Genomic DNA, 13038 nt, shown 5'->3' on the forward strand with positions numbered 1-13038 from the left:
GGTCGTACATCTCAGTCGGTATCTACGAATTTCCGTCGTAGGTCACACCTTTGCGCCATTTCGGGCGAAAGGGTTACCACTGAATGGCCACCACGCCACGGGTCCCGTGAGCCGGTGGCTCTCCTCTGTCCCCTCCCCCCATGAGGTTTCGATGTTCGAGCGCGTCACGTCCCGTTTCCCCCGTACGTCCGCCACCCGTACCCGTGCGGCCGTCCTGGCCGCCGGCCTGGGCACCTCGGTCGTCCTGGGAGTCGGGGTCGCGGCCGCCGTCGACAACACGGCCGCGTCCACCACGGCCGGCGCCGTGCAGGCGCAGGCGGCCGCCCAGTCCAAGGCCGCCGAGAAGCAGGCGAAGGCCGTCCAGGCGCAGGCCGAGAAGGCCCAGAAGGCCGCTGAGGCGAAGAAGGCCGCCGCCGCCAAGGCCGCGCAGGCCAAGAAGGCGGCGAAGGCCGCGGCCAAGAAGAAGGCCGCCTCCTGGATCGACCCGGTGAAGTCCTACAAGCTGTCGGCGAGCTTCGCGCAGAACGGCGGCATGTGGGCGCACAAGCACTCCGGCCAGGACTACGCGGTCCCGACCGGCACCCCGGTGATGGCCGCCCACGGCGGCACGGTCGTCAAGGCCGGCGGCAACGGCGCGGGCGACGGTCCCGCGTACGGCAACGCCATCGTGATCAAGCACGGCAACAAGACGTACTCGCAGTACGCCCACCTGTCGTCCGTGAACGTGAAGGTCGGCCAGGTCGTGAAGACCGGCCAGAAGATCGCCCTGTCCGGCAACACCGGCAACTCCAGCGGTCCGCACCTGCACTTCGAGATCCGCACGACCCCGAACTACGGCTCGGCCGTCAACCCGGTGAGCTTCCTGCGCGCCCACGGCGTGACGGTCTGACCCGCGGGGAGCGGGCAGAAGCGACTGCCTAGGGTCTTTCGTTTGGATCAGGTCGGCTGTGAGGCGCGGTGCGTTCTCGGCCCACCCGAGCGGGGTCTGGTGCGTGCAGCTGCAAGGCGGAGGAGGGAGTCGACGCGGAGCGTTCGGCGAGTGACGACAACGCCGCAGATGTGCGTGCCAGGGCCCGCGACGCCGGGGTGATCCAAACGAAAGACCCTACTAGTCGCCCGCCGTGTGCTGGTGGGCCTGGGTGATCAGATCGACGGCGACCTCGAGAACGGCTTCACGCCGCTTCCCGGGGTCGCTTTCGACTTCCTGGAGGATGTGCATCCCGGCGTGCAGCGTGAACAGGGCGCTGATGCAGCGCACCTGGTCGACAAGGTCGGCGTCGGGGTCGATGAGGATGTCCCGCAGGCCGAGCATCTTCGTCTTGAACATGTCGCCGATGCGCAGCTCGCGGATGGCCGCCTGGTTCTCCTGCATGAACCGGAAGAGCGGGGAGGCCTCCATCAGGGCCGCGCTGTAACGGCGGATGATCTCCTGCTTGGTCTCCAGTGAGTGCGGCTGCCGGCGCCCCCACTCGATCAGGTCCTCGATGGGCCGGGAGAGGTCCTCGAAGATCGAGACGAGGATCTCTTCCTTGGTCTTGAAGTGGTAGTAGAGCGCCGCCTTGGTGACGTCCAGCCGCTCGGCGATCTCGCGCAGCGAGGTCTTCTCGTAGCCCTGCTCGGCGAAGAGTTCGAGCGCCACTTCCTGGATGCGCTGGCGGGTGTTCCCGCGGCGCCGCTGCTTGGTGCCGTCCATGGTGCCGCCCATCTTTCCCCTCGGACCCTCTTGACGAAAACTTACTTGACGCCCGGCTAGTTGCGCGACTAGCTTGCCCGTCGTAGTCAACTAGCCGGGCGGCAAGTAAGTAAAGACGGGTCACCGAAGGTGGCCGGGGGAGTGGGATCCATGAGTGACACAGTGGCGGCAGGGGCCGCACCGACGGACGGCGGGAAACAGCCGCGGAGCGTGCGGGTGGTGCTGCTCGCCCTCATGATCGCGATGATGCTCGCGATGCTCGACAACATGATCATCGGCACCGCGATGCCGACGATCGTGGGCGAGCTGGGCGGCCTGGAGCACCTCTCCTGGGTGGTCACGGCGTACACGCTGGCCACCGCGGCCTCCACCCCGGTGTGGGGCAAGATCGGCGACATGTACGGGCGCAAGGGCTCGTTCATCACCTCCATCGTGATCTTCCTGATCGGCTCCGCGCTCAGCGGCATGGCGCAGGACATGGGGCAGCTCATCGCGTTCCGCGCGGTGCAGGGCCTCGGCGCGGGCGGCCTGATGGTCGGCGTCATGGCGATCATCGGCGACCTGATCCCGCCCCGGGAGCGCGGGAAGTACCAGGGCATGATGGCCGCCGTGATGGCCCTCGCGATGATCGGCGGGCCGCTCGTCGGCGGCACCATCACCGACAACTGGGGCTGGCGCTGGGCCTTCTACATCAACCTGCCGCTCGGCGTGATCGCCCTCGCCGCGATCGGCGTGGTGCTGCACCTGCCGAGGAAGCGGTCGCAGGCCGGCATCGACTACCTCGGGGTGGCGCTGCTGACCGTCGGCATCACCGCGATCGTCCTGGTCACCACCTGGGGCGGCACCGAGTACGCCTGGACCTCCACGCGGATCATGGAGCTGATCGCCCTCGGCGTCGCGTCCCTGGTGGGCTTCGTGTTCTGGCAGACCCGGGCCGCCGAGCCCGTGGTGCCGCTGCACATCTTCCGCAGCCGCAACTTCACGCTGATGTCCCTCATCGGCTTCATCGTGGGCTTCGTGATGTTCGGCGCGACGCTCTTCCTGCCGCTGTACCAGCAGTCCGTGCAGGGCGCCTCGGCCACCAACTCCGGTCTGCTGCTCCTGCCGATGCTCGGCGCGATGCTGGTCACCTCGATGGTCGCGGGCCGGGTGACCACCAGCACCGGGCGCTACAAGGTGTTCCCGGTGGTGGGCAGCGCCCTGCTGATCGTGGGCCTGTACCTGCTGTCCACGATGGACACCGGGACCTCGCGGCTCACCTCCGGCGTCTTCATGGCCGTCGTCGGCCTCGGCATGGGCTGTCTCATGCAGATCACCATGCTGGTCGCGCAGAACAGCGTGGAGCTGAAGGACATGGGCGTGGCGTCCTCAACGACCACTCTGTTCCGCACCCTCGGCTCGTCCTTCGGCGTCGCGGTCATGGGCGCGCTGTTCAACCACCGCGTCCAGGACGTCATGGCGGAGCGGGCGGGCGCGCTGGGCTCCAAGGTGACCGAACAGTCCGCGCAGCTCGACGCGGCGAGCCTGGCGAAGCTGCCGGAGGCGGCCCGCGAGGCGTACCAGCACGCGGTCTCCTCGGGCACGCACGGGGCGTTCCTGCTGGGCGCGGCCGTGGCGGTGCTGTCCCTGGCGGCGGCGGTCTTCGTCAGGGAGGTCCCGCTGAAGGGAGCGGGGCCGCAACGGGAGGACACTCCCGTGGCGACGCCTGAGCCGGTCTGAGACCCGGGGAGCCTCCGGGGCGCCCCGAGCCCCGCAGGGGGATTGCGCCGGTGCCCGCGTCGGTCTGAGGCACCGCGAGCTCCGGGGCGCCCGCGCGCCCACCGAAGCGGCTGCCGGGGTGCCCCGGCAGCCCCCTCTCACTGTCCCAGCACCGGATAGCTCCCCGTGTTGGTCGGAGCGTGTTCCGGGAGCCACAGGACGGCTGCCGCGCCCTCGGGCGGTGCGTCGGACGGGGCGCCTGGCGGGCGGACGTTGCGGAAGGTCAGGCGGGCGCCCAGGACGCGGGCCTGGCCGGCCGCGATGGTGAGGCCCAGGCCGTGGCCCCGGCCCGCCCGGTCCGCGCTGCCGGTGCGGAAGCGGCTCGGCCCCTCGGCGAGCAGGTCCTCCGGGAAGCCGGGCCCGTGGTCGCGGACCCGGACGACCCGGCCCTCCACGGTGACCTCGATCGGCGGAGCCCCGTGCCGCGCCGCGTTGGCGAGCAGGTTGAACAGCACCCGCTCGAGCCGCCGCGGGTCGGTGGTGACCTCCGACTCGTGCGTCACGCGCACGACCACGTCCGGGTCCTTCGCCGCGACCCGGCGGGCGACGAACTCGCCGAGCAGGATGTCCTGCAGCTCGGCCCGTTCGGAGGCGCTGTCGAGCCGGGCGACCTCCAGGACGTCCTCGACGAGGGTGCGCATCGCGCGCGCCCGGTCCTGCACCAGCTCCGTGGGGCGGCCCGGGGGCAGCAGTTCCGCCGCGGTGAGCAGCCCGGTCACCGGGGTGCGCAGCTCGTGGGCGATGTCGGCGGTCACCCGCCGTTCGGCCTCCAGCCGCTGCCGCAGCGCGTCCGCCATGGCGTCCACCGCGCTGGCCAGGTCGTCCGTCTCGTCCCGCACCACCCCGCCGATGGCCTCCCGCACCCGTACGTCCGTCTCGCCCCCCGCGACCCGGTTGGCGGCCGTGGCCGCCTTGCGCAGCCGCCGCGACAGATGTCCGCCGATGAGCACGCCGAGCGCGCACCCGCCGAACACGGTCGCGAGGGAGCCGATCCACAGGGCCTGGTCGAGATCCTTGAGGATGTCCGAGCTGCGGTCGGTGAAGCCGGAGTGCAGCGACATCACGTGCCCGTTCTTCAGCGGCACCGCCGCCCAGATGTCCGGCGCGCCGCCCCGGTCGGCGACGTACGTGGCGCGGCGGCCCTGCTCGACCTTGGCGCGCAGCTCCGCGGGCAGCTGCGGGTCGTCGATCTTGGTGTTGGGGAAGTTCAGCCGCCCCGACAGCTCGTAGTTCCGCTGGGCGATCATGATGCGCTCGTCGGCCAGGTCGCGCGCGTTGTCCAGCATCGACACCCGGGCCGCGTTGTGCACGACCAGGCTGAGCGCGACCGCGACCAGCACGCCGACCAGCGCGATGGCCGCGCTGAGCTTCCATCTCAGGCCCGCGCCGATGTTGGCCTGCCGTACGAACGCCGTCGCCAGGCGCCGGAAGTGTCCCCGCATCCGCCCGCTCAGGCCTTCAGCTTGTAGCCGAAGCCGCGGACCGTCTCGATCCGGTCCTGGCCGATCTTCGCGCGCAGCCGCTGCACATGGACGTCGACCACCCGGGTGTCCCCGCCCCAGCCGTACTCCCAGACCCGCTCCAGCAGCTTGTCGCGGGTGAGGACGGTGCCCGGCGCCGCGGAGAACTCGAGCAGCAGCCGCATCTCGGTCGGGGTGAGCGCGACCGGCCGGCCGGCCTTGCGCACCTCCATGCCCTCGGTGTCGATCTCCAGCTCGCCGAAGGCCAGCACGGGCCCGGCGTCCGCGTCGTCCAGCCCGCCGCCCGCGCCGGCCGCCCGCTCGAAGCGGCGCAGCACCGCGCGGATCCGGGCGACCAGGACCGCGCCGTCGAACGGCTTGGTCACGTAGTCGTCGGCGCCCGCCTCCAGGCCGAGCACCACGTCGATGGCGTCGGCCCGCGCCGACAGCATGATCACCGGCACCGTCGACTCGTCCCGTATTCGCCGGCACAAACTGACGCCGTCGAGGCCGGGCACCATGACGTCGAGGAGCGCGATGTCCGGCCGGTCGGCGCGGAACGCCTCCAGACCCGACAGCCCGTCGGGCATCGCGGTGACCGCGAAGCCGTCCCGCTCCAGCGTGAGCTGGGTGGCCTCACGGATGACGTCGTCGTCCTCGACGAACAGGACGTGGGTCTGGTCTGCCATCCCGCTGCTCTCAGTTCAGTACTCGTGTGGTCCCGGCCGGGCGTGCCCCCGCACCCGCCCGGTCCTCTTCCTGCGGCGTCCAAGCTGCCCACCCCACGGGACGCACCCGCCGCCCGACGGGTTCACCCCTTCATCGTGCGAAGGCCCGCCGGCGGTTCCCGCTGTGAGCCGTGTCTCAGCCCTCCGGCGCCGGTGTCGGCACCGCACCGGCCACCGGCCCGTACTCGTTGTGCGTGCGGTACTTCTCCTCGAACCGGCCCGAGATCCACCGGTACGTGATCACGACCTCGCCGGACGGGCTCGACACCGGGTCGCCGCGGTCGTAGACCTGCTTGGTCACCACCAGGTCCCCGCGGTCGATCTCGGCGTAGACCGGCGGCTCCTCCGCGCTGAACACGTTGACGTAGCCGTCGCCCTGGTGCCGGTACACGTACGCGCCGATGCCGACGGCGTCACCGCAGGTCAGCACGTTGACGACAATGTCGTCGCGGGCCTCGCCGGTCAGGTTGCCGTAGCTGACGTCGACCGGGTACTCGTCGGCGACGCAGGGCTTGAGCTCCCGCTTCACCTCGTCCGACACGGCCGGGTCCTTCAAGATCAGCTGGACCGCGTCCACCCGGTCGGGCGTCGGCGAGGACGCGGTCGCGGGGGCGGCCGGGCCGACGCTGCCCTCCACACGCGCCGGGCCCTCGTCCCGGGCGCCGGTGCCGCTCGCGCCGCATCCGCTCGCCAGCAGCACGGCGGCGGCGAGCACGGCCGTCGCCGTACTCGCCGTCCGGGCGGTGGACCGGGCCCGCCAGGGCCCCGGGCCGGTCAGGCCGCGCAACGCTCCCGCTCCTCACGCTCCAGCGCGCGTGCGTCCGACTCGCGGGACTCCAGCTCCTCGCGGAGCCGGGCCAGCGCCCGGTGCAGCGTGCTCTTGACCGTTCCGGCCGACATGCCGAGTGCGGCGGCCGTCTCGTCCGTGGACATCTGCTCCCAGTGTCGCAGCACCACGACACTGCGCTGCTTCGGGGCGAGGACCTTCAGCACGTCCATCAGCAGGGCGCGGTCCGCGTACTGCTCGGTGGCGTCCGCCACGGGCGACTCGGGGAGCTGCTCGGTGGGCACCTCCTCCAGCTTCCGCGCCCGCCACCACTCCGTCCGGGTGTTGATCATGACGCGGCGCAGATAGGCGTCGGCCAGCCGCTTGTCCTCGATGGTCTCCCAGCGGCCGTAGGTGCGCACCAGAGCGGTCTGCAGCAGGTCCTGCGCCTCGATCGGGTCCGGGACCAGGCGCCGGGCGCTGCGCAGCAGCGCGTCCTGCCGGGTGCGGACGTACTCCTCGAACTCGAGCACCTCGCCCTTCGCCATGGTGTACCGCCTTCCGGTCCCCGTTCCGGCCCGCCCCCGCGGGCCGGCCGTACCGCTCGTGTTCCGTCTGTCGTGCTCCGGTCGAGCACGCGATCGAAACTACGGAGGCGTTGTCACGGCACTGTGCGGAGCACCCTGCGGTCCGCCCTCGGGTGTCCGTCGGTTGTGTAACGGAGGGACGAACGGGACGAAGCGGCGAGGCGTTCGGTACGGATATACGGCGGTACGCCCGTCATGCGCGGTGTGACGGGGGTGAACCGTGTGACGGGTGAGGAGGCCGGTTTCAGGTCAGCGGCAGCCGGTACAGGCCGCCCGGCATCGGCTCCACCAGGCCGTCCGACACCAGCCCGTCCAGCGCGCGGGCGCGCTGCACCGGCTCGTGCCACACCCGGTCCAGCGCCGCCTGCGGCACCGGCCCGTGCGCCTCCCGCAGCACGGCGAGGAGCCGGCCGCGGACCTGGCGGTCGGTGCCCGCGTACGTCTGCCCGCGGCGCGGCGGACCCTCGTGCGCGGGCTTGCCCGCCAGCCGCCAGGCGCACTGCGCGGCGATCGGGCAGCGGTGGCACGCCTCGTTCTTCGCCGTGCACACCAGCGCGCCCAGCTCCATGGAGGCGGCGGCCCACCGGGCGGCGGTGGCCGCGTCCTCGGGCAGCAGCGCGCGGGCGAGCCGGCGTTCGGCGGCGGTGGTGGCGTTCGGCGGGTACTGCGTACCGCTGACCGCGCGGGCGAACACCCGGCGGACGTTGGTGTCCAGCACCGCGTGCCGCTGCCCGTAGGCGAACGACGCCACGGCCGCAGCGGTGTACTCGCCGATGCCGGGCAGCGCGAGCAGCTGGGCGTGGTCGGACGGTACGTCGCCGCCGTGCCGTTCCGTTATGGCCACGGCGGCTCCGTGCAGCCGCAGGGCGCGGCGGGGGTAGCCGAGCCGGCCCCAGGCGCGGACGGCCTCGCCGGGCGCCTCGGCGGCGAGGTCGGCGGGGCGCGGCCACCGGGCCATCCACTGCTCGTAGACGGGCAGCACGCGGTTGACGGGGGTCTGCTGCAGCATGAACTCACTGACCATCACCCCCCACGCGCCGGCCTCCGGGCGCCGCCACGGAAGGTCCCGGGCGTGCTCGTCGAACCAGTCGATGACAGGGGAGTGCAGCGGCTCACCGGGAGCGCGCTCGGACACGGAATCGGCGGCGGTGCCGTACGGGGGCTTCGTGGGAGCAGTCATGACCCGTCGATCCTGCCACGCCGGGCCGCGCGGACGGCCGAGCGCCACGGGGAAGGGGCGTTCCTTCCCCGAGCGGGGGTGGGTGGGTGCGGCCGCACGGGGGAGCCCGGGTCGCGTGCCGGGCCGTCCCGGCCCGGGGGGAGGCGGGGACGTGCCGGGCCGTCCCGGCCCGGGGGGAGGCGGGGAGGAGGGGACCTGACGGTCGGCTGGGGCGGGGTGCGTGCGGCCGCGCCGGGGCGGAAGGCGGCGGGGTCGCACGCCAGGCACTCCCGGAAGGGATGTGCGACCTGGTGATCGGCAGTGGCGGGGTGCGTGCCGCCGCGTGGCGGCGGGCGTGCACGCAGGGCCCTCCCCGGGGGGTGACGCTGCGTGCCGCCGCGTGGCGGCGGGCGTGCACGCAGGCCCCTCCCGAGGGCGACGCCGGTCCTGACGGTCGGCAGGGGCGGGCGCCCTGCGGCCGCTTGTGGCCTCGGGCGCATGAAACCGTGCCCGTACCCTCGCGGTCGCCGGGCGCTGCCTGCTCTGGGCGGGGCTCGTCCTTCCAGGCGTGTGCGCCGGGGCGCTCGGGTTGAGCGAGCCGCGCCCCCTGTGGCAGCAGGCGGCCGGGGTGGGTGTGCTCGCCGGCCCCACCGCCCTCGCCCACCGCCGTCCCCTCACGGGTCGGCTACCGGTTGCGCACCCCCACCTCCCCGCGCGGCTGGACGGGCCCTCAGCGCCGTCCCATGCGCCCTCCGCGCCTTCCACCCGTGCCCGCCGCCGGGCGGCGACCGCGCTGGGGGTGGCCGCGGGCGCGGGCGTCGCCCTGGTCGCGGCGGCGGCCGGCTGGTACGCGTACACCGAGACGCACGCGGTCCTCGAACCCGCCGCCTACGCCACCCTCCGCCCCGGCACGCCGCTCACCGCTCGACCTGCCCGACCGGCGGATCCAGGCCCCGCCGACGGACCGCGCCCCGGCCCGCCCGAGGGCGCCGACTGCCGCTACCACCGCGCGAGCGGCGAACTGTTCGTCTCCGCCGACCACTACCGCCTCTGCTTCGACCACGAGGGCCGTCTGGCCGCCAAGGACGTCGTCCCGCGCACGGGCGGCCGGCCGGACGCCGCCCACGAGGAGTCCACGCGATGGTCCGGGTCCTGCCGGTTGACGACGAGGCGACGGTGCGGGCCCGGGGTGCGCGCCCTTCTGGACAGCGGCGGCGAGGTTGAGGTCGTCGCCGAGGGGGGGGCGACGGACGCGAGGCAGTCGAGCCGGCCCGCGTGCACCGCCCCGACGTGGCCCCGCCCGACGTCCGCATGCCCCGCCTGGACGGGCTCGTGGCCGCCGAGGAGATCGTCCGCACCGTCCCCGGCACGCCCGTCGCCGTCCTCACCACGTTCTCCGAACGCGCCTACGTGGCACGGGCGCCGGCCGGCGGCGCCAGCCGCTCCCTGCTGAAGTCCGGCGACCGGTACGAACTCCTCGCGCGCGTACGGGCGGTGGCGGGCGGCGGGGCCTTCCTGTCGCCCGGGGTCGCCCGGTGCGTGATCGAAGGGCTCGGCGGGACCGATGGCGGCGGGCGGCTCGTCCGGGAGGCGGAGGTGCGGGCTCGCGTGGAGGCACTCGGCCCGCGCGAGCGCGAGGTTGCTCGGCCTGGTCGGGGCCGGGCTGTCCAACCCGGAGATCGCCGCCCGGCTGTATCTCGGCGAGGGCACGGTGAAGGCGTACATAAGTGCGGTCCTGGACCGGCTCGGCGTACGCAATCGCGTACAGGCGGCGATCGTCGAGGACGAGGCGGAGTTGGTGGACAGGTGACGTGTGGTCAGGACCGGCGGCGGTGGGAGGCGTGGGGGAGGGCGATGGGCCGCGGGCCCGGGCCGGTGATCCACCGCGCCACGGGCGCCGTCGAGCCGCGCACGGCGTCCGCGAGCCGTGTCGCGAGCCCGGTGGCCAGGACGACGGCGGTCAGTGCGACGGCGGCGCCCAGCAGCAGGCCCGCGGCGACGTCGTGCGGGTAGTGCACACCCACGAACACCCGTGAGAACGCGACGAGTAGGGCGAGCGGGGCGGTCACCCAGATCAGGGCCCGGCGCACCAGGACGAGTGCCGCGGCGGAGGCGCCCGCGATGGTGGCGTGGTTGCTCGGGAAGGACCAGTCGCCGTGCGGCGGGCACTCCGCCAGTGAGGGGGCGGCGCCGGTCACCGCGCGGCACGGACGCTCCTCCGTCACCCAGGACTTGAGGACCTCGCTGCAGAGGTACGCCACAGCCGTGGCCAGGGGTGCAAGGACCGCGATCGCGAACACGCGGGTGTCGGAGCGGCGTGCGCACCACCAGCCGAGGGCGAACAGCCCGACGAACACGAGGAGTCCGGCCTCCGTCCCGATCTCCGCCGTGTGACGCAGCCACGCCGGGGCGTCGTGCGCGTGGTCGGTGATGTCGCGGTACAGCCCGCTGTCCACAAAGTCCATGGTCACCGACCGTAAGGGAGCGGCCGGAACGGTCACACCCAGCGATCGTCGGGTGTCGTACCTGATGCAAGACAGGGGTGTGCGGCCGGTTACCGGGATGATGATCCGGAAAAGTTGCGTGCGGAGCGGCGGGTGGGACAAGCGAACGCTCGGATCTCTCGTACAGTTTGCGCCGTGGGATCTCTGCGCAATCCGGTCGGGCCGCTTCCCTCCTCCATCTACTGGCGTCGGAGGGCCGTACTGCTGTCCGTGCTCGCCCTGTTGGCGTTGTTGATCACCTGGGTCGTGGTCTCCACCGGCGGGGACGGCAAGGGCTCGAACAACGGGGCCAACGGCAAGAATCCCGCGCCCTCCACCATCACGCCGGGACCGTCCGGTTCGGGTCCCGCGATCAGCCAGGCGCCCGGTGGGCGTGACGAGACGGGGGACGGCGGGTCGGAGGGGGCCGGGGACGGCTCCGGTGACGGCTCCGGTGACTCCGGGGGTTCGTCCGGTTCCGGTTCTGATGGCGCGGGCGGTGACGAGGATCCCGCGGACTCCGCGGGTGCCGGGGGCGCGGACGGTTCGGGTGGCGGTGCGGGCGGTAGCGCCGGTGGCGGCTCCGAGGGCGGTACGTCCGCGGGGGTCGGCGCGGGGGACGCGTTGCCGACCGGATCCGGGTCCGGGCTTCCCAACTGCTCGGCGAGTGCGGTCCGTTTCAGTCTGCGGAGCGAGCGGAACACGTACGGGCCTGGGGAGACGCCTACGTTTCTGCTGACGGCGCGGAACACGTCCGGGAGCGACTGCAAGATCGATCTCGGGCCTGAGCGAACGGTTTTGACGGTGTCTCAGGCTACGGACGACGACACGTTCTGGGCGTCGGACGACTGTCCCAAGGGGGCGCGGAGTTTGGCGTTCCGGGTGCCGGCCGGGGACAGCATCACGTACGCCGTGAAGTGGGATCGCAAGCCCAGTGCGGCGTCGTGTGCGACGCCCAAGGCGGGGGCGGCGAAGCCGGGGACGTACTTGGTCGAGGCGAAGGCGCCTGGGTTTGAGAAGGTGCGGACGTCGTTCGTGCTGAAGGCGGACTAGCGGAGCGTATGAGGCCGCGTTCACCTGCGGGGCGGTGGGGGCTGGTCGCGCAGTTCCCCGCGCCGCTCTTTGGCTGAGGTTCGTCTTCGCCTGCGGGGCGGTGGGGGTCTTCGCGCAGTTCCCCGCGCCCCTGTTGGGGCTTCACCTGCGGGCCGGTGGGGGCCGGTCGCGCAGTTCCCCGCGCCCCTGACGGGGCGCTTCGCTATACGTAGCGTTCCAGGATGCTGCTTTCCGCCAGGCGGGAGAGGCCCTCTCGGACGCTTCGGGCTCGGGCCTCGCCCACGCCGTCCACCGTCTGGAGGTCGTCCACGCTCGCGGCGAGCAGCTTCTGCAGGCCGCCGAAGTGCTCCACCAGGCGGTCGATGATCGCGCCGGGGAGGCGCGGGACCTTCGCCAGGAGGCGGAAGCCGCGCGGCGACACCGCCGAGTCCAGGGTCTCCGGCGAGCCCGTGTACCCGAGCGCCCGCGCCACCGTCGGCAGCTCCAAAAGCTCCGCGTGCGTCAGGACGTTCAGCTCGTGCAGCGCCTCGTCGACCGTGCGGGAGCGCTTCGCGGTCGGCTCGGGGACGTAGTCCCGTACGACCAGTTCGCGCTCCGGCTCCACGCCCGCGATCAACTCGTCCAGCTGGAGGGCGAGAAGACGGCCGTCGGTGCCCAGTTCGACCACGTATTCGGCGATTTCGGTGGCGATGCGGCGCACCATCTCCAGGCGCTGCGCGACCGCGGAGACGTCCCGGACCGTCACCAGGTCCTCGATCTCCAGCGCGGACAGCGTGCCCGCGACCTCGTCGAGGCGGAGCTTGTACCGCTCCAGGGTGGCGAGGGCCTGGTTGGCGCGGGACAGGATCGCCGCCGAATCCTCCAGGACGCGGCGCTGACCGTCGACGTAGAGGGCGATCAGGCGCATCGACTGGGAGACGGAGACCACAGGGAAGCCGACCTGCTTGGAGACGCGGTCGGCGGTGCGGTGCCGGGTGCCGGTCTCCTCGGTGGGGATCGTCGGGTCCGGGACCAGCTGCACGCCGGCCCGCAGGATCTTCGACAGGTCCGAGGAGAGCACGATGCCGCCGTCCAGCTTGCACAGCTCCCGCAGTCGGGTCGCGGTGAACTCCACGTCCAGCACGAAGCCGCCGCTGCACAGCGCCTCGACGGTCTTGTCCGAGCCGAGCACGATGAGCCCGCCCGTGTTGCCGCGGAGCACGCGCTCCAGGCCGTCACGCAGGGCGGTACCGGGTGCCACGGCGCTCAGCGAGGCGCGCATCAGGCCATCGGAACCGGCACTCCCACCGGACTTTCCGGGAGCTGCTGCCCGGTCGTTGGCTGCCACTGCACTCCTCCGGTCGCAGGTTCT

General features: G+C 72.7%; 11 protein-coding genes and 1 pseudogene. 4 read left to right on the top strand and 8 right to left on the bottom strand.

Annotated features, from left to right (window positions below):
- Positions 1–151: 151 nt before the first annotated feature.
- The gene (locus tag AY578_RS18285; protein ID WP_136238724.1) at positions 152–889 is read left to right on the top strand and encodes a M23 family metallopeptidase; all 738 of its coding nucleotides are present in this window, start codon (positions 152–154) and stop codon (positions 887–889) included.
- A gap of 219 nt (positions 890–1108) precedes the next feature.
- Here AY578_RS18285 and AY578_RS18290 read toward each other — a convergent pair whose 3' ends face one another.
- Positions 1109–1705: a TetR/AcrR family transcriptional regulator gene (locus AY578_RS18290; RefSeq protein ID WP_258903018.1), complete on the bottom strand. Its 597-nt coding sequence runs from the start codon at positions 1703–1705 to the stop codon at positions 1109–1111.
- Positions 1706–1843: 138 nt separating this feature from the next.
- Between AY578_RS18290 and AY578_RS18295 the strand changes: the two genes are divergently transcribed.
- On the top strand, positions 1844–3412 hold the full coding sequence (locus AY578_RS18295; RefSeq protein ID WP_026244090.1) for an MDR family MFS transporter: 1569 nt from the start codon (positions 1844–1846) through the stop codon (positions 3410–3412).
- 137 nt (positions 3413–3549) lie between these two features.
- Here the strand turns inward: AY578_RS18295 and cseC are convergent, their stop codons facing one another.
- The 5 genes from cseC to AY578_RS18320 form a co-directional block, all read right to left on the bottom strand.
- Complete coding sequence (gene cseC, locus AY578_RS18300) at positions 3550–4893, bottom strand: two-component system sensor histidine kinase CseC (protein WP_019526646.1); 1344 nt, start codon at positions 4891–4893, stop codon at positions 3550–3552.
- A gap of 8 nt (positions 4894–4901) precedes the next feature.
- The gene (gene cseB / locus AY578_RS18305) at positions 4902–5600 is read right to left on the bottom strand and encodes a two-component system response regulator CseB (RefSeq protein ID WP_136238720.1); all 699 of its coding nucleotides are present in this window, start codon (positions 5598–5600) and stop codon (positions 4902–4904) included.
- 175 nt (positions 5601–5775) lie between these two features.
- A complete protein-coding gene (locus AY578_RS18310) occupies positions 5776–6426 on the bottom strand; it encodes a hypothetical protein (RefSeq protein ID WP_019526648.1) in 651 nt (216 codons plus the stop codon).
- The gene (locus AY578_RS18315; protein WP_019526649.1) at positions 6414–6953 is read right to left on the bottom strand and encodes a SigE family RNA polymerase sigma factor; all 540 of its coding nucleotides are present in this window, start codon (positions 6951–6953) and stop codon (positions 6414–6416) included. Before AY578_RS18315 ends, AY578_RS18310 begins: the two co-directional genes overlap by 13 nt.
- 283 nt (positions 6954–7236) lie before the next feature.
- Complete coding sequence (locus tag AY578_RS18320) at positions 7237–8172, bottom strand: iron-sulfur binding domain-containing protein (RefSeq protein WP_019526650.1); 936 nt, start codon at positions 8170–8172, stop codon at positions 7237–7239.
- A gap of 1119 nt (positions 8173–9291) precedes the next feature.
- On the opposite strand from AY578_RS18320, the pseudogene AY578_RS18325 reads away from it, so the two are divergent.
- Positions 9292–9961: pseudogene (locus AY578_RS18325) on the top strand (response regulator transcription factor).
- Between the two features lie 7 nt (positions 9962–9968).
- Here the strand turns inward: AY578_RS18325 and AY578_RS18330 are convergent.
- Positions 9969–10616: a phosphatase PAP2 family protein gene (locus AY578_RS18330; protein WP_215049192.1), complete on the bottom strand. Its 648-nt coding sequence runs from the start codon at positions 10614–10616 to the stop codon at positions 9969–9971.
- Between the two features lie 174 nt (positions 10617–10790).
- Between AY578_RS18330 and AY578_RS18335 the strand changes: the two genes are divergently transcribed.
- Entirely contained in the window at positions 10791–11687 is an 897-nt protein-coding gene (locus AY578_RS18335; protein WP_258903022.1) for a hypothetical protein, read from the top strand.
- A gap of 202 nt (positions 11688–11889) precedes the next feature.
- On the opposite strand, the gene disA is transcribed toward AY578_RS18335, so the two are convergent.
- Positions 11890–13014, bottom strand: coding sequence for a DNA integrity scanning diadenylate cyclase DisA (gene disA / locus AY578_RS18340; RefSeq protein WP_026244092.1), 1125 nt, complete (start codon positions 13012–13014; stop codon positions 11890–11892).
- Positions 13015–13038 lie beyond the last annotated feature (24 nt).

It is taken from the genome of Streptomyces thermocarboxydus (assembly GCF_024760485.1).
In the GTDB taxonomy this organism is placed as follows: Bacteria; Actinomycetota; Actinomycetes; order Streptomycetales; family Streptomycetaceae; genus Streptomyces; species Streptomyces cellulosae.